Origin of the sequence: Alishewanella aestuarii B11, assembly GCF_000280055.1 — a bacterium.
In the GTDB taxonomy this organism is placed as follows: Bacteria; Pseudomonadota; Gammaproteobacteria; order Enterobacterales; family Alteromonadaceae; genus Alishewanella; species Alishewanella aestuarii.
The window spans coordinates 305,860-323,264 of sequence record NZ_ALAB01000002.1 but is presented as its reverse complement, the minus strand read 5'-3'; the positions used below and the strand labels follow the sequence as shown (position 1 = coordinate 323,264).

General features: G+C 46.9%; 18 protein-coding genes. 6 read left to right on the top strand and 12 right to left on the bottom strand.

What is annotated here, in order from left to right; genetic code table 11:
* Positions 1-1,373: IS21 family transposase (gene istA / locus AEST_RS02435; RefSeq protein ID WP_039924931.1), on the bottom strand; the 1,373-nt coding region annotated here is incomplete at its 3' end.
* Positions 1,374-1,609: 236 nt separating this feature from the next.
* Between istA and AEST_RS02430 the strand changes: the two genes are divergently transcribed.
* Positions 1,610-1,984 carry a VapC50 family PIN domain-containing toxin gene (locus AEST_RS02430; RefSeq protein WP_051030604.1) on the top strand — a complete coding sequence of 125 codons (375 nt, stop codon included), beginning with the start codon at positions 1,610-1,612 and terminating at the stop codon, positions 1,982-1,984.
* Here AEST_RS02430 and AEST_RS02425 read toward each other — a convergent pair.
* The 11 genes from AEST_RS02425 to AEST_RS02380 form a co-directional block, all read right to left on the bottom strand.
* Positions 1,981-2,403: a hypothetical protein gene (locus AEST_RS02425; protein WP_008606809.1), complete on the bottom strand. Its 423-nt coding sequence runs from the start codon at positions 2,401-2,403 to the stop codon at positions 1,981-1,983. The two genes, AEST_RS02430 and AEST_RS02425, sit on opposite strands and share 4 nt — an antisense overlap.
* Positions 2,404-2,593: 190 nt before the next feature.
* A complete protein-coding gene (locus tag AEST_RS17350) occupies positions 2,594-2,740 on the bottom strand; it encodes a hypothetical protein (RefSeq protein ID WP_238534539.1) in 147 nt (48 codons plus the stop codon).
* A 101-nt stretch (positions 2,741-2,841) separates the two neighbouring features.
* On the bottom strand, positions 2,842-3,090 hold the full coding sequence (locus tag AEST_RS17345) for a nucleotidyl transferase AbiEii/AbiGii toxin family protein (RefSeq protein WP_238534538.1): 249 nt from the start codon (positions 3,088-3,090) through the stop codon (positions 2,842-2,844).
* A complete protein-coding gene (gene abiEi / locus AEST_RS02415) occupies positions 3,083-3,610 on the bottom strand; it encodes a type IV toxin-antitoxin system AbiEi family antitoxin (RefSeq protein WP_008606806.1) in 528 nt (175 codons plus the stop codon). Before abiEi ends, AEST_RS17345 begins: the two co-directional genes overlap by 8 nt.
* Positions 3,611-3,706: 96 nt before the next feature.
* The gene (locus AEST_RS02410) at positions 3,707-4,819 is read right to left on the bottom strand and encodes a hypothetical protein (RefSeq protein ID WP_008606805.1); all 1,113 of its coding nucleotides are present in this window, start codon (positions 4,817-4,819) and stop codon (positions 3,707-3,709) included.
* The gene (locus tag AEST_RS02405; protein ID WP_008606804.1) at positions 4,816-7,182 is read right to left on the bottom strand and encodes a TOTE conflict system archaeo-eukaryotic primase domain-containing protein; all 2,367 of its coding nucleotides are present in this window, start codon (positions 7,180-7,182) and stop codon (positions 4,816-4,818) included. Before AEST_RS02405 ends, AEST_RS02410 begins: the two co-directional genes overlap by 4 nt.
* 396 nt (positions 7,183-7,578) lie before the next feature.
* Positions 7,579-8,547 (bottom strand): virulence RhuM family protein/type II toxin-antitoxin system death-on-curing family toxin, encoded by a 969-nt coding sequence (locus AEST_RS02400; protein ID WP_008606802.1) that lies wholly within the window; start codon positions 8,545-8,547, stop codon positions 7,579-7,581.
* Positions 8,548-8,706: 159 nt separating this feature from the next.
* Positions 8,707-9,843, bottom strand: a complete 1,137-nt coding sequence (locus tag AEST_RS02395; RefSeq protein ID WP_008606801.1) for a Fic family protein — start codon at positions 9,841-9,843, stop codon at positions 8,707-8,709.
* A gap of 163 nt (positions 9,844-10,006) precedes the next feature.
* Positions 10,007-10,990 carry a Fic family protein gene (locus tag AEST_RS02390; RefSeq protein WP_008606800.1) on the bottom strand — a complete coding sequence of 328 codons (984 nt, stop codon included), beginning with the start codon at positions 10,988-10,990 and terminating at the stop codon, positions 10,007-10,009.
* Positions 10,991-11,020: 30 nt separating this feature from the next.
* Positions 11,021-11,437: a hypothetical protein gene (locus AEST_RS02385; RefSeq protein ID WP_008606799.1), complete on the bottom strand. Its 417-nt coding sequence runs from the start codon at positions 11,435-11,437 to the stop codon at positions 11,021-11,023.
* Between the two features lie 470 nt (positions 11,438-11,907).
* Positions 11,908-13,032, bottom strand: coding sequence for an ISAs1 family transposase (locus AEST_RS02380; RefSeq protein WP_008606797.1), 1,125 nt, complete (start codon positions 13,030-13,032; stop codon positions 11,908-11,910).
* Between the two features lie 158 nt (positions 13,033-13,190).
* Between AEST_RS02380 and AEST_RS02375 the strand changes: the two genes are divergently transcribed.
* From AEST_RS02375 to spoT, 5 genes are all read left to right on the top strand, one after another.
* The gene (locus tag AEST_RS02375) at positions 13,191-13,481 is read left to right on the top strand and encodes a helix-turn-helix domain-containing protein (RefSeq protein ID WP_008606794.1); all 291 of its coding nucleotides are present in this window, start codon (positions 13,191-13,193) and stop codon (positions 13,479-13,481) included.
* Positions 13,482-13,621: 140 nt separating this feature from the next.
* Positions 13,622-14,107, top strand: coding sequence for a PaaI family thioesterase (locus AEST_RS02370; RefSeq protein ID WP_008606793.1), 486 nt, complete (start codon positions 13,622-13,624; stop codon positions 14,105-14,107).
* A gap of 89 nt (positions 14,108-14,196) precedes the next feature.
* Positions 14,197-14,829: a guanylate kinase gene (gmk, locus tag AEST_RS02365; protein WP_039924929.1), complete on the top strand. Its 633-nt coding sequence runs from the start codon at positions 14,197-14,199 to the stop codon at positions 14,827-14,829.
* A 58-nt stretch (positions 14,830-14,887) separates the two neighbouring features.
* Positions 14,888-15,163, top strand: coding sequence for a DNA-directed RNA polymerase subunit omega (rpoZ, locus tag AEST_RS02360; RefSeq protein WP_008606791.1), 276 nt, complete (start codon positions 14,888-14,890; stop codon positions 15,161-15,163).
* A 124-nt stretch (positions 15,164-15,287) separates the two neighbouring features.
* Positions 15,288-17,405: a bifunctional GTP diphosphokinase/guanosine-3',5'-bis pyrophosphate 3'-pyrophosphohydrolase gene (gene spoT / locus AEST_RS02355; RefSeq protein WP_008606790.1), complete on the top strand. Its 2,118-nt coding sequence runs from the start codon at positions 15,288-15,290 to the stop codon at positions 17,403-17,405.

Genomic DNA, 17,405 nt, shown 5'->3' with positions numbered 1-17,405 from the left:
CTTTGCCCTAGTAAACTTAAGCAAGGACGCACTGCCAGCGCCGGATGTGCCGCGTGCGCTAACGTCTCTTGCACCCACTGCTGTGTATAAATACCGATTGAAGCGGCCCATTTCAGGAGCCGCTCCGGTGACCATTCCAGCATCACTTTATGGTGATCGGGCATATGTGCCATGTCACAGGTATGCTGCCCTTTACGGTGGCTGCGCGGGTGCTCTGCAACCACTTGCCCATGATGGTAAATCACGATGGTTTGCGCTCTGATGTGCGCCTCCAATCGCTTACCAACCAAGGCGTAAGGCACGGAGTAATAATGCTTTTCGATATCAACATGGTAATCCTTACCTGCCAACACCCGTTGGATTTTGGTGTACTCGTAGGGGAAACGGGGTAACGGTTGTAAGGCCGGTGCATCCAGATCGTTAAACAGGGATGCCCGGCAACCAGGTAACTTCTGGAAGGGCTTTTTATTGAGCTTTATAAGCAACTCGGCGATACGCTGATTCAGATGCGCCAGACTGTGGAAGATCTCATGACGTAATACCGCCAGGATCCAGCGCGTGACCACCTGCACACCGACTTCAGCCTTGGATTTATCTTTGGGTTTACGTGGCCTGGCAGGCATGATGGCAGTGCCGAAGTGGGCTGCCAGCATTTGATAGGTGGGATTGAGATCCGGATCAGTATTGCGAGCCACGCTGACCGCACTTTTTAAGCAATCGGGTACCACTAACTGTGGTACGCCACCGAAGAACTCAAAGGCCCGTTTATGGCTCATGATCCAGTCTTCCAACTGTTGTGAACGGGTGGCTTCGGCGAAGGTGTAATTGGACGCACCCAACACCGCCACGAAGATCTGCGCACGGCAGGTAATTTCACCGGTATCAGGATCAACTATCGGCATGGTTTGGCCGCAGTAATCAACAAACAGCTTTTCACCCGCAAGGTGCGTTTGTCGCATAGAGGGCTGCAATACGGCTGCCCACTCTTTATAAAGACGGCAGAAGTGGTTGTAACTGTAGTGCTGTTCAGGGCTTCGTTCAGCATACTCCTGCCACAGCAGCTCTAAGGTGACGCCTTTACGGCCAGGGGCTTTGAGTTCCTGATAGACACCCGCCCAGTTAGGCAGCGGTTTATGCTGGGTTTTATGCACAACAACTGTTTTAAGGAAAGCACGCTCGAGCGTGGCATCATCCCATATTGGAGCCAGTGGCCAGTCAGTGATACCCAGCTGTGCCGCCCGATTCACATAATAGGAGACGGTGCTCGCCGAGATAGTGAGGCTAAGGGCAATCTGACGATGTGTCAGCTTCCCCTGATACTTGCAACGCAGAATTTCTTTTAGTTTTCTCACAGAAATGGGCCTCGCAGACATGTACTTTCCTCAGCAATAACAGATAGAAAGTACGGGTTTAACGAAGCGGGAGAGAAAAGTCACGTAATAACATTGATGCCGATCGCACGTTACCATGAGTGCCAAAAAGTGATCGGTATGAGATGTTATTGTGTGATCGGCATGGATGTTATTGGCTGATCGGCTTGAATGTTATTGAGTGATCGCCATGCGTGAAAATATGCACCCGGACCCAACTTGAAAAAGTACGCGATTTAATGGACCTACATGTACCTGGTTCATTAGTGACAAACTACCAACCGTTGATTCCATCAATAACACTACCAGATGAAAACGATCGACACGTTGTAGCTGCTGCTATTCAAACCCGCGCAGAAGCAATTGTCACTTTTAACTTAAAAGATTTTCCAGACCAATCCCTAAGGCAATACGGCCTTAAAGCACTGCACCCTGATGACTTTATAACCGATCTGATGGAATTGAATATTGGGGCTGTTTTGGAGGCGGTAAGACGGCATAGAGCAAGCCTAAAAAATCCGCCTTTTACTGCGGAAGAATATCTGGACTGCCTGCTAAAGCAAAAACTGCCGGAAACAGTAACAAGGTTAAGCCCATTTAAGCTACTATTTTAACGCTTTGAGCCGCACTCAACCCGCAACTGCATTTCACGTAACGAAATTTTGCGGTTAAAACGTCCTGTTACAATAACTGTGGCATTTACAGGAACCTGAGTGGTTTCACCTTTGTTGTAGCGCACAATTTCATCTGATGGCTGCCAGGCAACACCTAACCGCTCTAGGGCTTGCTCTGATACTGCCTTAAAACCACCATTAGATGCCAACATAGGTTTACCTGTGATACTGCTGATCCGTGCCTTAGCATATAAGCCATAACCAATTTTCAATAGCTTACCCTCAGCCACTAACTCTCGAAGTGCCCGCCCTACCTGATCATAGCCACCCAATTGCTCAAAATCAGCTCGCAGAAAAACATCCTGCTGAGTGCGACTAATTTGCTGCTCAACCTGTTGCTTTAAACTTAACTTTGGCACAAGGCACCTCCGGCATTTCTTGGCAGCAGCTTAGCAAAAATACGGCACTTTGTTGTACAAGCTCGCAGTTGCCAGGCTTGCCTGATTTAGGTGAATACGCTAGCTAATCTACTCACACAGTGAGGCGAATAGTAAGGTTAATCACCTCATCAGACGCACTAAGAAAATTCTAAGTATCGTTAGACAGGCTTCACATCCCCATATCAAACCTGGTTTTGGGCGAACCATTACTGAGTAACTCCGATGCCATCGCACTGACTTCGGCCTGCACATAAGCCCAATATTCCGGGTTATCCACCGTACGCTCCTTGATCTGACTTGGGATAAAACGGCTCATCTCCATATTAAAATCAGCAAGTACTTCATCATCTTGCTGTAACTTTTTGATCTGCAGCTCGAGCGCGGTTCTAAAGTCGTCTTTATGTTTATTTCTTGCCGCTAATTTTTTTCTACCAGTTCTTTTGATAGCGCTACGCCTCGTTGTTTGATCCAGACGATATCCCAGATATCTCGCGGTTTAATTCTTCTAGCCCGATAAGCGACGGCAATAAATTTATCTGCCAACGTTTCCTGCAATGATTGCACCGGCACCAAAATCCCCTCGGTGGGTACCACGATATTGTAATGGTTTAACAAGGGCCTTTTTTCAATGTCGAATGACGGGATGGCGCAGAAATCTCTATTCATGCTCCAGCATATGCAGATTGCGCTGACAGTATTTCAGGTCGGTCAGCGCTTGTTCGATATTGGCACGATACATTTTAATGTCAGGGTCAAAATACAGATTAGCGGCAAGCTGCTCGACAGGCCTTTTGGTGTGGGTGAACTCAATCACGCCATAAGGCGTGGCAAAGGTGCCGCTTCTACCTTTTGTCACTACGGTAACCCTGTCCATCATCACTTGCGAAATCTCACCAGTATGGCTTAGCTGACTTTCCAGGCTGATATAACTCAGTTCATCGCTGCGCAATTTTTTGATGATTTTATAAATTGCTGTTTCAGGCTCTGGCGGCGTTAGCACACTTTCGTATAACCCTTGGGCCACTCTCCTAAGCTGACCTTTTTTTACCCGGTCGGCCAGAAATTTCGTAAAGGCGGGTGTGTATGGCTCACCTAACATAAAAGCAAGCTCTGCAGTGTTGTGAATGCCGCCGCCAGCCTTTACCGCGTTAGCAAAAACCAGTAATAATTTGTCAGATTTTGACATAGGTGCACACCAAATAACCAAATACGTAATAAAGTGTAGATGAAAACGGAAAATCGTCAATCGAGTGGTGCGACTAATTATCTCAGGTACCTGCTATTAGATGTTTTGTAGCCGTTTCAACAACGCCTTCCGGCTAGCATTGCTGGCGATAAATCGCTTAAAAAGACGTGCAAACTCCTCGGTTTGCCCTTTCAACTGGTAAGCCTCGGCAAGTTGCTGTAAATAGCGCGCTGCTTGATCATAGCCACTGGCACACGAACGATTTGCCTCCATTTGTGCCTTTTGCCAGAAATGCTCGCGTTGCTGGTATAGCTGTGACAGCTGCGCTTCCTTCTCCGCTTTTTCTTTGGCTTGTTTTTGCGACAGCGAAGCGGCTTGTTCTTGCTTGAATTGTGTTTCAGCCTGCTCTATGTATGGTGTAATTCTTTCAGCACTTAGCCAGTGTTGATAAGTCTCTTGCTTGATTTGCGTTTTTGAGGTCATTGCCAAGGTTTGCTGCCGCGTTAACTGCCCCTGCTCAAACAGCAGTTGTAACAGATTGTCTTTTTCTTGCTCAGATAGTTGACTAAGCCAAACATCAATTTGTAATTGAGACTGCTTCGGCTGATGGCCAGGGTTAGACGCTAGCGTTAGCGCCAACGCCTTAACCAAAGGCAGAGGAATATCAAACAACGCTGCAAAGGCTACTTGCGAGTTGCTTAGATTGTTGAAATCAAAATGAATCAGTGGCACTGCAGCCAATTCATCATTGCAATCTAATTCTTTGAGCCAGACGAAATACAGCAGACGCCAATCACCTTGCAGCAATTCGCTTCGAAGGGTGGCCAAATGCTGAAAAAAATCAGCTGCCTGCTCGTCATCTAAATAGTCGTCATACTCTTCTGTTGAGAAAACCAACATCTGCCATTGGTCAGTTTCGTAAACATTAAAACAATAGGCTGTAATCTGCATTAATTCGTCAGGCAAAGTGCCTGCAGGTAGCTTAATGTAAGCATTTATCGAGCCCCAATCAGCGTAATAAAAGCCAATATCGAAATAATCCAGCACAACGTCGCAGGGTTCTGCCCTTAAACCACTATAGTGATAATAAACTTGAAAAGAAGTTGCGGTAATTTCGGCACGGCTTGAAATTTGCTTCAACGCATGGCGTTGCCTGCTGTCTAAAAATCCATCCAGACACTCAAATCGATAATATTGATATTCGCTCACAAATCACCACCTACAACCGCCATTTTGTACCCCATTGCCTTGTAACTTTTCTCCCGCTTAGCAAACATACGCTGCAGCATTGGAATATAAGTATCAACGTAATCATGAATTGTCACCAGAATTTTACCATCAACTTCACGGTGGATCCTGCCGGCGTACTGCGCTAGGGCTCCCTTCCAGGCGATTGGCATAGCGAGAAACAAGGTATCTAGCCTTGGTAAGTCAAAGCCCTCACCAACATACTTGCCGGTTGCTACTACAACCTTCGCTGAAGAAAGTCGCTCATTGGCGCTTTTGCGCTCAGCGGCTTTCATCGCGCCTGTAAGGATGACTGAATCAATCCCTTGCTCTTGCAGCAGCCTGTTAATTTGTTGCGCATGTTCGCGTCGCTCAGTTAACACCAGTGGATGCCTACTTGCGTTAACGCTTTGCACCACATCTGCCACAATTCGATTAGTGCGCGTTTCATTTTCCATAATCAGCCGATACACATCAGCTACTTTTGGTCGCTCTTCGGTCAGTAACGCGTGCTGCTTTGTATCTTGCAGCTGATGCACCTGCACCTGCTGCTCAAATTGTTCATCAGTCTGTGATTTGACTTTGTGCCGGATAGGGCCTGCCGCCATAAATATGATTTTCTGATGGCCATCTTGTCTGTCTGGCGTTGCCGTGAGCCCCAGTACATATTTCGCTCGCACCTCGTTTAACACCATTTCAAATCGCGGGGCTGAAACATGATGGCATTCGTCTACGATAACGTGGCCATAATCTTTTACCAGCGGCAGAACGGTGTTGTCTTTAAGATTAATTAGGCTTTGATAGGTCGCAATATCAATTACGCCCGAAGGCTTTCTTTTACCACCAGCAATCATACCTATTTCAACTTCAGGTAAGAATGAGCTTAGACGTTCCCGCCATTGCTCAAGTAACTGGCGGCTATGTACCAGAATTAACGTATTGACTTTACGCTTCACGATAATACCAATCGCTGTTACCGTTTTGCCAAACGCAGTAGGGGCATGCAAAGTACCGGTATCGTGCTTGGTCATCTCCTTCACTGCAACTTTCTGATTTGGTCTAAACGTCATCAACGGTTTTAGAGCAACAAGCTTTTTACCTGCAGTACGCTTGTCATCAATAAGCACGGCTATTTTGCTCTCAGTGAGCAAAGCAATCGCCTCATCCAAACAGCCTCTTGGCAGCGATAGATAGCCCTGCTCCATGCGTGCACACGAAATAAATCTTGGGATACCATTAGTTGAAAAACGCAGTGCCTGAGTTTTAAAGAATACGGGGTTAGAAAAACTGGCAAAGCGTTTAAGTCGTGCTGCCAGAACATTGGGTAGCGTATCCAACTTAAAATACACTCTGTCAGCCAGTGTCACCGTCAATTGGGTTGGCGGATTAGCCAGTAGTAATGGCTCCGGTTTTGCGCTGGTTTCCCAGGGTGGACGACTATCAGGCACGTGTTGCTCTTTTTGCAGCAACGTATTTGAGGATAGCTGGCTGAGTAGCTGGGTTAGTTCTTGTTGTTTCAGCCGTTTTATTTGCGCAAGGTGCTGCCACTGATCGGCTATCAATTTCAGTTCCAGATCAACAAATGAGCTGTTACCTGCTTGCCTGGCTTCACGCTGCAGTGGTAGCGCAATTAAATTACCAAAACCACCCTCTGGTAACACATCCTGATTGGGGAATAATCTGTCGTAGGAGTCAAACGACAGGTTAGGATAGCTTTCCATAGCTTTATCGAGCAGTGCAAACCCAAGTAACCGAGCGTCACTTGCTGGTACGCTATCTTCAAAAAAGATCCAAAGGTGTGCACCCTGTCCGGAGCGGGATATTTCAATTACGTGGGGGATGGCTAAGTCCAGGCAGACTTTTGCAATTGCCTTAACCTCGTCTTGCCAGTGGCCTTTATCAAAATCGACAGCCAACAAATAGCAGGTGTTGTCTTGAAGTAACGGATACAAACCAACCACCTGTTGACCTGACAGATGGCGGTAAATAACCTGATCGTTTAACTCACTAAATCGCCGATGCTGGCAGTCCATACACTTAATGTGGGGTTTGTTACAAATCCCCTGCACCCACTCGTTGTTACAAGCAACCGAATACCCTGCCCGCCCCTGTTGGTTTTGCCAACGATTGGCAAAAATATCCTGACGCCCACGAAATAGATTACGAAAAATAGCAATCTTCTGCGTTGGGGTTAAATTTGAGCCATTATCATCGACAGGCGTTACCCTGAGTAAAGCTTCCTTATGAGCCAATAAATTACGTTTTTCATGCTCAATTTCTGCCAATCTGGCATCGATAGACGCAACACTTTCGAAGTGTTTAGGATCAGTTTGATTTATCGACATCAGAGAACCCAATCCACTCAATACTTACAGGCGAGCTTAAAACAGTTGAGACTTCTGAATGCATGAAATTTTTCAATAGTTTAAGGATTTAATACTAAGAGCCACGTTCAACATGCAACTGCATCTCACGCAACGAAATTTTGCGGTTAAAACGTCTTTTTACTATACAATTGCTCAAAATCAGCCCGCAAAAAAACATCCTGCGTGGTGAGACTGATTTGTTGCTCAACCTGTTGCTTTAAACTTAACTTTAGCACAAGGCACCTCCGGCATAACATTGCCTAAGCTTAGCAAAAATACGACACTTTGCTAGGCAATTCATAAACAACGAATTAGCATATCTATAGTGGCGCACATAGATAGCGCCGACACAACTAACCACGCCATATCAATTTTTTATTTTGCCAATAAATTTTCAATTAACCGAATTAAGGTCTGCTTTTCCTGCGGATCAGATTCAGCCACCAACAAGGTAATAGCAGCCAAGCCTGTATCATTAATAACAGCTTGATAGTGTTCATTAAACAATCGTTTGTTTCTATTCAAAAAATCAACAAATAAAAATGCTGCGCTTCGTTTGTTACCATCGCTAAACGGGTGATTTTTCACCACAAAATACAACAAATGTGCAGCTTTACTTTCAATGCTGGGATAAGCGGCATCGCCAAATACCGTCTGTTGTAAATTGCCCCAAATACTGGCCAAACCGTCTTGTCGCTCCTTGCCAAACAAAGCGGTAGCTTCACCTCTCGCTATAAGTTTTGCTTTTAATTGCGCCAACGCCGCCCTGGCATCAGCTAGCGGGGTTAACTGGCCGCCCGGTTCACCTTTTGGCTGTTGCAACAAACCTTCGTCGTATTGTTGTAGCCATAAAAAAGTTTGCGTATAGCTGGTCAGAATATCGACTAGGCCAGCACCAAACTCACTGTTATAAGGCAAGGCTGCCGCCCGTTTAACCAGTTGCAGTGCTTTTTCCAGTTCTGCGGCATTTTGGTTTAAACGCTGCTCATTTAAACTATAACCTTTTATTAAGTGTTGCTTCAGGGTGGCAGTGGCCCATTGCCGAAAGCGGGTAGCATTACCTGAGTTAACCCTATACCCCACAGAGATGATAGCGTCCAGATTATAGAATTGGGTGTTGTAGGTTTTGCCGTCTGTGGCAGTATGTTCCAAAATGGAACATACTGCATGTTGCTGCAGTTCACCAGACTTAAAAATATTTGCTAAGTGCTTGGTGATAGCTGGGCGTTTGGTGGCAAATAGCTGCGCCATTTGCGCTTGAGACAACCACAGAGTTTCATGTTGCAACTGCACATTTAGTTGCAAACTACCGTCTTCATTTTGATAAATCTGTAGTTCACTCATTAACTTATTCTCGATTGTTGCTTGTTAAATCCAACCAGCCTTTAGAAGCTCGTTAGAATATTTGGAGTAGCTTGCCCTCAGCCGCTAACTCTCGAAGTCCCGCCCTACCTGATCATAGCCACCCAATTGCGCAAAATCAGCACGCAGAAAACATCCTCGCTATTGCGAGATCACATACCGGGTACTTCTTCCCCCAGCAGCGGTTTTCACCAAACACCCCATTTCTACCAACTGTGCCAAATGCCGGCTGGCGGTTGCCGGGCTGACTTTAGCTACTTTGCCATATTGGCTATTGCTGATGCCGTCGCTGAAGTCGCCATCCAGTAACCGGTTTAGTACTTTCATTTGCTCTTTAGTCAGTTGGGTTTGATCTACCCGTTGCCAGAAGCGCGTTTTTAGTAGCGTTTGTTCGATATCAGCCAGCACCTGCTTCAGGCTAGCGGCTAGCGTGTCGAGAAACCAAACTAACCAGGCAGTGATATCAATATCGCCTTTTTGGCTTTGCTCAAGAATACCGTAGTAACTGCTTCGCCTTTCCAGGATAGCAACCGACATGGCATAAAAGCGGATCGACTGATGTTCGGCCTGCGCCAGCGCCAGATCGGTCAACAGCCTGGCCAAGCGGCCATTGCCATCCTCCAGCGGATGGAGTGTGATAAACCAGAAATGCGCAATACCTGCGCGTAGCAGCGGGTCTAACTTGGCATCATCCCGCGAGCGGTTAAACCAGTCGATAAAGCAATTAAGCTCGCCTTCCAAAACTTCACGTGGTGGTGCTTCGAAATGCACTTTAGGGCGGTCGATTCTGCCTGAGACAACCTGCATCGGCTCGTTACCGCGCAGCTGCCCGCCCTGCACTCTCTGCCCAATCTGCCATCTCTCTAATAGCGAACTGTCGGTCGGAAATAGCCAGGAGTGCCACTGTAATAATCGCTCCAGCGTTAATGGCTGCTGCCAATTACCGATAGCATCTGTCACCATCGTAGCAAGGCCATCCGATTGTGCTGTTGTTGCAACGCTTTGTTGCTCATCAATACCTAGCTTTCGGGCTAATGATGAACGCACCACGCTATGGTTAAGTCGCTCTCCCTCAATGGCGCTAGAGGTAAGGATATTGGCAAGCATGGTATCCAGTGCAGCCTGCTGGTTATCCTGCACACCCATTTTGCCCAGCAGTACGCCTTGCAAAAAGTGCAGCTCACGTAACTTAGGCGTTAGTGCAGCATGATCATAACGAAAGACTTGTGACGCCTTTTGCTGACGGCCGGGCCAATCGGGTTGTTGCCAGATCCACATAGGCAAGGCTCCTACTGATTGAGGTGAATACGTTGCACAATCTACTCACACAATGAGGTGAATAGCAAGATTAATCACCTTAGAAATCGTTAGTGGAGCTGATAATTGATCAATGCTACATATTAACCAGGTGAATGCAGCTAATGCCAGACACCTCTTATGGTCAAACTTGCCAGTACCCGGTTTTGTCGGAGCCTATGCGTTTTAATTGGTTGTTTTGTTGTAGCTTGCTAATTGCTCGGCCTATGGTGCGTAGGTCTTTTCCTATCATATCGGCTAATTGCTGGCGCGTTAAGTGCGGATTGTGTTGCAGCAATAACATAATCGCATCAAGCGTTTTCAAGCCAGCAATATTTACAGGGGCATTTACGGAGGCGTTTACAGGGGCGTTTCTTACCAAAGCTTGAGCCAAAGTTTTCGCAATAGTGCTTAGCATAAAATGAATAAAAACCGTGCTATCAGCTTGCTCATCTGCCTGTTCCAGGGCTTGATAATACTGTGCTTGATGATCTTTAATCATACTTTCTAGGGGTAAGGATAAAAACAGCGGGTGCCATTGCGATAAAATTAAGGTTTGCCACAAACGTCCCATACGGCCATTGCCATCAGCAAAGGGGTGAATAAATTCAAATTCGTAGTGAAATACGCAGCTGGTGATTAAAGGATGATCTTTTGCCTGCTGCAACCATTGCATTAAATCAGCCATTAAGCCGGAAACTTTATGTGCTGGTGGTGCTACATGATGAACTTCACCGCCTTTGTGGATACCTACCGCCTTATGCCGAAACTGCCCAGCCGAAGTTAGAATATCTGCCATCATTAAGCCGTGGGCGGCGAGTAAATCGTCCAGGCTGTGGGCTTTAAAATGAACCAGAGCCTCATAAGCCGCTATTGCCCCTTTCACTTCTGCCAGCTCACGAACGCTTCCCAAAACCGGCTTACCTTCAATTATGGCGGTAATTTGCTCCTCGCTCAGCGTATTACCCTCAATAGCTAGGGTGCCAGTAATGGTTTTTATTCGGTTTTGCTTGCGCAATTGTGGCGACACGTTAAGCACACTGGCATTTAACAGGCCCACCTGCTCGCTAATGTTTGCCACCAAATTCACAATATCTGCGGTAATGGTAAATGGTGGAATATAACTCATACCTTTTTCCTTTTGCTACGCAAACAAATACTAAGAGCCACGTTCAACATGCAACTGCATCTCACGCAAAGAAATTTTACGATTGAAACGTTTTTTTACGATAACTTTGGCATTCACCGGAACCTGAGTGGTTTCACCTTTGTTGTAGCGCACAAGTTCATCTGATGGCTGCCAGGCAACACCTAACCGCTCCAGGGCTTGCTCTGATACGGCCTTAAAACCGCCGTTAGATGCCAGCATAGGTTTACCTGTGATGCTGCTGATCCGGGCTTTAGCATATAAGCCATAACCAATTTTCAGTAGCTTACCCTCAGCCACTAACTCTCGAAGTGCCCGTCCTACCTGATCATAGCCACCCAATTGCTCAAAATCAGCGCGCAGAAAAACATCTTGCTTGGTGCGACTAATCTGTTGCTCAACCTGTTGCTTTAAACTTAACTTTAGCACAAGGCACCTCCGGCATAACATTGCCTAAGCTTAGCAAAAATACGACAAACCCCCAAGCAAAAATACGACACTTTGCTAGGCACTTCGTAAACAACGCATTAGCATATCTATAGTGGCTATAGATGTTTCCTGTTATTGAAGTGACAACTGAAGCATAATAAAAACGGTGGGTAAAGTGGCGGGTAAAATAGCAAAAACACCAACAACTTCAAACTCAAACCACTGATTTAAAAAATAAACTTACAATCTATAAGTAGATCCAAATATTGAATAACTTTTCCACTCTTCAATGATCGAATAAAAAGCCCTGCTATTTACCTGCAAATACAGGGCTTTTATCTAATACAACTCAGCAATTAATCACCACTACCGGTTATTAATTTAAAAAATCTTTCATTAACCGCATATAATCACCGTTATCAGTGATTATATTTGAAATTTCTCTCCCCCCAGGGTGAGATTACGAGTGGTCATTTAATAACCATACTCATTCCAGCTTCAAGCACCGCATCCAAATAAGCCTCATTCATCAATGCCTGACGCTGCTTTCTTCTGATACTCATTTTTCGCTTCTCAGCGCGTAACATATTCAAACCAAAGTGTCGCATCGTGGCAAGATTAGTCGCTGCATTACCACGATATATCTGGCAAGCATCCTCACCTAAGCTTACATCCAGCACCCAGTGTAACTGGTTTTCGATACTCCAATGCTCGCGAACTGCGCTGGCTAGCCGCTCGGCACTAAGAACGGCTGAGCTGATAAAATAACGCTGTTCTAATACGGCTCGCTTGTGCTTTTCCACCCGGTAAGTCGTTGCCATGCCAAGGGTTGTCAGCCCTGGCCACGCAGCTTTGAGTTTTTCCGGTAATTCACTGGCATCACATACCTGGAATTCACGGTACTCCAAGCGCCCACGGTTCTTTTCTAGTGACTGCGCGGCAGTATCTTTGTGCGCTTTACCCGCAAAGGCTTGTTTTACGGCATCATGCAGCTGTCCTTGGTTGCCTTTAACCGTCAACAGGTAGTCGGCTTCTTTATCTACTATCTGCTGCGCTATCTCTTTCTGGCATCCCATGGCATCCAAACTGACCAAGCATCCTTTAAGCTCCAGCAAGTTAAGTAGCTGAGGTATCGCCGTAATTTCGTTGCTCTTCTCGTCCGTTTTAACCTGGCCCATTACCACGCCATTGGCACTGGCAAAAGCGCTAACCATATGAATAGAAGAGCAGCGGTCTTCGCGGTTGTAAGAGCTGCGCAACGTTTTGCCGTCAATCGCTACCACCTGACCATCAGTAAGCTCTGTACAAGCCTGCATCCAACTGGCAAAGCAACGCTGTAAAGCTTCGCTGTCCAGCAATGACATCACCCGTGCGATAGTGTCGTGTACCGGCAAGCCCAGTTTGAAAAAACCATGTTCTTGCAACCAGTCAAAGCGGTTTTCACCGAAATCTTCAATATCTTCCCAGCCCTCACAGCCTGCGATAACGGCACACAGCGTTAAAAATACCACGTCAAACAAGGGGTAAACGACCTTAGATGCTTGCCTTGGGTCTTCTAATTCTGAAAAGTGCTCTGCAAAAATATCGATGTTCATAAACTGGCTCCGCGTAAAAGCCAGTATCTGATCACAACGGAAGATCGCGGTCAATCAGTTATGTTAAAGTGCGCGTTAAATGTTCGTGATCTTGCCCTGTCTCTCCCCCTCTTTATCATCATCAATTGTGGATTAATAGCTAAAGCAGAGCCAACATCATGGCAAAGAAAGTCACAGCTTCAAACATGCCGAATTCAGTATTTATCGAAAATGCCGAAATATTAGGGCAACTGATTAAAGCAAAGCGGACAGAACTCGGTATTAAATTAGCCGACTGTGCGGCGCTATGTGGGGTCGGCATTAACACCTTATCACGTATTGAAAACGGCAACGCCAATTGCACTTTAGCCGCAGTTTTCTCTGTGTTAAACGGCTTGGGAATTAAGCTAACATCGAAAGAGCTGACGACAGCAGCGAATTCCTCCTCAGCTGAAAGAAAGTGGGTTTGATATCAGCTTAGCCTCAGCTATAAAGGGCTATCTGTGAAAAACAGTAGCACAGACAACTCTAAAACCAATACTAGCCTCTTGGTCTGACCAGTGCTAAGCTAGCACTTTACTAGCAGCATTTTCGGAAAAATGGAGTGGTTATGGCGGTATCGTTACGTAAAGCGAATTGGTTTTTAAAGCTGTTTGCCTGGCGCTATATTCCGCTGATTGGCTTTTGCTCGCCCAAAATTATCCGCATGGATGACAAAACCGTTGAAGTGACGATGCCGCATAAATGGCGCACCAAAAACCATCTGGGCAGTATCTATTTTGGTGCCCTTGCTATTGGTGCCGATCTGGCGGGTGCTTTTTTGGTATTTACCAAAGCCAAGGCGCGGGGTGTAAACGCTAACTTTGCTTTTAAAGATGTGGAAGGTAAATTTTTAAAACGTCCGGAAGGTCGGGTGCATTTTATTAGCCATGATGGCGATGTGATTGACCAGATGCTGGATGAGTCTATCGCGACCGGCGAGCGGGTCAATCGCCCGGTGTCGGTAATCGTAACCTGCCCGGAAAAAAATGGTGACGACGTGATGGCGAGTTTTACCCTTACCTTGTCAATTAAAGCCAAAGCGAAAAAATCTTAACTGACGCGCCAGTTTGCACCGGCAAGCTGGCCACAGTAAACTTAGCCTATTCCTATTTAGCTAAGGTATTCCCCGTGATCGATCACAGCATGCAGCAATTAAGCGGCAACCTGTTTATTATTTCGGCGCCCAGTGGCGCCGGCAAATCGACGCTGATCCAGGCGCTGCTAAAGCGTTACAGCGATATGCGCTTAAGTGTGTCGCATACCACCCGTGCGCCACGAGCAGGCGAGCAGGATGGCGTGCATTATCACTTCACCACTATTCCCGATTTTCAGCAGCGTATCGCCAACGGCGAATTTTTAGAAAGTGCCGAGGTATTCGGTAACTACTATGGCACCTCAGCACAGGCTATTCGCAAGTTACTCAGTCAGGGTATCGATGTGTTTCTTGATATTGACTGGCAGGGCGCACAACAAATCCGCGCCAAGGTGGCCGGTACTATTGGTATCTTTATTTTGCCGCCCAGTCTCGACGCGTTGCAGCAGCGGCTGACCCATCGCGCTACTGATAGCGCCGACGTCATCGCCAAACGTATGGCCCAGGCCCAAAGCGAAATGTCGCATGCCTTCGAATATGACTATCTGATTATTAATGACCAGTTAGAGCAAGCTTACAATGAGCTGGAGCGCATCGTACTGGCGCAGCGTAACCGCTTTAGTAGCCAGGCTCACCGGCAGCAGGCTTTGCTGGAACAACTGTTGGCGAAAGCAGCAAAATAGCGTACACTATGCGGTCTTGTAATACCTGTATTAACACTGAATTATTCCGGAGTGCTGAATGGCTCGCGTAACCGTTGAAGATGCTGTAGATAAAATTGGTAACCGTTTTGACTTAATTCTGGTTGCAGCACGCCGTGCTCGTCAGCTGTCAGTGGAAGGCAAAGAACCCATGGTTGACCGTGAAAACGACAAACCAACTGTGGTTGCACTGCGCGAAATTGAAAAAGGCTTTATTACTCAGAGCATCCTGGACCAACAGGAGCGCCGCGATCAGTTACAGCAAGAAGCCTCTGAAATGGCTGCCGTTGCTGCCATTATCGGCTCAGATCAGTAAAAAAAAGCCTGCCAAATTGCTGCCAACGGCCTTTCTGCCGTTGGCATTCGCCAAATTTACACGTATATTCTAAGCTTAAACAGCATATTATCTATCAACTATGCTGTGTTCGTTTGGAGATCCCGTGTATCTGTTTGAAGGTCTGAAAAATCAGATAAGTGCGTATCTGCCCCCGGAGCAGGTTAATCTGGTACAACAGGCCTATGTGGTTGCCAGAGATGCACATGCACCGCAGTTTCGCTCTAGCGGTGAGCCCTACATTACCCACCCGGTAGCGGTCACCAGTATTCTGGCCGAGATGAAACTCGACCACGAAACACTGATGGCCGCCCTACTACATGATGTGATTGAAGACACCCCGGTTACTAAAGAAGATCTTACCCGCTTATTCGGCGCCACCGTAGCCGAGCTGGTACAGGGTGTTAGCAAACTCGATAAAGTAAAATTTAAAGATATCAAAGAGTTTGAAACCACCAACCTGCAAAAAATGTTTATGGCGATGACCCAGGATATCCGGGTTATTCTGATTAAACTGGCCGATCGCACCCACAATATGCGCACCCTAGGGGCGTTAAAACCAGAAAAACGCCGCCGTATTGCCAAAGAAACCTTAGAACTATACGCGCCGATCGCCAACCGCCTGGGTATTCATAACATCAAAAATGAGCTGGAAGACTGGGGTTTTCAGGCGCTATACCCAATGCGTTACCGTGCTCTTAGCTCAGCGGTTAAACAGGCGCGCGGTAACCGCCGTGAATTGCTGGAAAAAGTGCAGCAGGATATCCGCAACCGCATTCAACAAACGGGTATTCCGGCTGAGGTCAGTGGCCGCGAAAAACATCTGTACAGCATCTACCGCAAAATGAAAAACAAAGAGCTGATGTTCAATGATGTAATGGATATCTATGCGTTTCGGGTCGTGGTCGACAGTATCGATAACTGCTACCGCACCCTGGGGGTAATGCACAACCTGTTTAAACCGATTGAAAGCCGCTTTAAAGACTATATCGCTATTCCAAAGCAAAACGGCTATCAGTCGCTACATACTTCGTTGATTGGTCCGCACGGTATTCCGGTAGAAATTCAGATGCGCACCCGCGAAATGGATGAAATGGCCGACAAAGGTATTGCCGCGCACTGGATGTATAAGGTCAACGGCGAAGTGCGTGAGTCTACCGCCCAAATCCGCGCCCAGCGCTGGATGCAAAGCTTGCTGGAATTACAGCAAAGCGCCGGTAACAGCCAGGAATTTGTCGAAAATGTGAAATCCGAGCTGTATCCGGACGAACTCTATGTCTTCACGCCGAAAGGCCGCATCGTCGAGCTGCCCATTGGCGCCACCGCAGTCGATTTTGCTTATGCGGTACATACCGATATCGGTAATAAATGTGTTGGCGCTAAGGTCGACCGCCGGCCTTACTCGCTAAGCAAACCACTGGAAACCGGGCAAACGGTCGAAATTATTACCAGCCCCGGCGGTAAGCCTAATGCCAACTGGTTAAACTATGTGGTCACCAGCCGCGCTATTTTAGGTATCCGCAATTACCTTAAAAAACAACAGCAAAACGAAGCTGTTAGCCTGGGTAAACGCTTACTGACGTCCGCTTTGGGTACAGTGAAACTGGAAGAGATTAGCCAGGAGCGGATTGAGCAGGTCCTTACCAACTTACAACAACCAACACTGGATGCACTATATAGCGAAATCGGCCTCGGTAACCAATTACCGATCGCCATTGCCCGCCGCTTATTGGGTGAGTTTGATAGCGATGAGCCGCAAAGTAAGGCGCCGGCTACCCCCAAAGGCAATACCTTTATCGTCGGCTCCGAAGGTATGTTGGTCACCTTTGCCAAGTGTTGCCGGCCGATACCCGGCGATCCTATCGTCGCCAATGCCACACCGGGCAAAGGTCTTAACGTGCACCGCGCTGAGTGCCGTAATATCAAAGGCTGGGAACGTGAACCGGCAAGGTTCTTCCCGGTACGTTGGGATAATACGACGGAGAAACAGTTCCTGTGTGATATCCGGGTGTTTATTCTGAATAAACAAGGCGTGCTGGCAAAACTGACCACGATGATCGCCACTCAGGACTCCAATATTCAGGATTTATCGACTGAAGATCGCGATACCGGCGAATATGTGATAAAAATCACCCTCTCGGTAAAAGATCGGGTACATCTGGCCAATGTGATGCGCAAAATCCGCGTGATGCCCGATGTGCAAAAAGTTTACAGAAGGAAATAA

Coding starts and splice junctions, on each gene's coding strand:
- rpoZ (WP_008606791.1), top strand. CDS start 14,888: ATGGCTCGCGTAACCGTTGAAGATGCTGTAGATAAAATTGGTAACCGT.
- AEST_RS02395 (WP_008606801.1), bottom strand. CDS start 9,843: ATGTGGATCTGGCAACAACCCGATTGGCCCGGCCGTCAGCAAAAGGCG.
- AEST_RS02390 (WP_008606800.1), bottom strand. CDS start 10,990: ATGAGTTATATTCCACCATTTACCATTACCGCAGATATTGTGAATTTG.
- AEST_RS02430 (WP_051030604.1), top strand. CDS start 1,610: ATGGACCTACATGTACCTGGTTCATTAGTGACAAACTACCAACCGTTG.
- AEST_RS02375 (WP_008606794.1), top strand. CDS start 13,191: ATGGCAAAGAAAGTCACAGCTTCAAACATGCCGAATTCAGTATTTATC.
- gmk (WP_039924929.1), top strand. CDS start 14,197: ATGCAGCAATTAAGCGGCAACCTGTTTATTATTTCGGCGCCCAGTGGC.
- AEST_RS17345 (WP_238534538.1), bottom strand. CDS start 3,090: ATGAATAGAGATTTCTGCGCCATCCCGTCATTCGACATTGAAAAAAGG.
- AEST_RS02405 (WP_008606804.1), bottom strand. CDS start 7,182: ATGTCGATAAATCAAACTGATCCTAAACACTTCGAAAGTGTTGCGTCT.
- AEST_RS17350 (WP_238534539.1), bottom strand. CDS start 2,740: ATGAGCCGTTTTATCCCAAGTCAGATCAAGGAGCGTACGGTGGATAAC.
- AEST_RS02370 (WP_008606793.1), top strand. CDS start 13,622: ATGGCGGTATCGTTACGTAAAGCGAATTGGTTTTTAAAGCTGTTTGCC.
- abiEi (WP_008606806.1), bottom strand. CDS start 3,610: ATGTCAAAATCTGACAAATTATTACTGGTTTTTGCTAACGCGGTAAAG.
- AEST_RS02400 (WP_008606802.1), bottom strand. CDS start 8,547: ATGAGTGAACTACAGATTTATCAAAATGAAGACGGTAGTTTGCAACTA.
- AEST_RS02380 (WP_008606797.1), bottom strand. CDS start 13,032: ATGAACATCGATATTTTTGCAGAGCACTTTTCAGAATTAGAAGACCCA.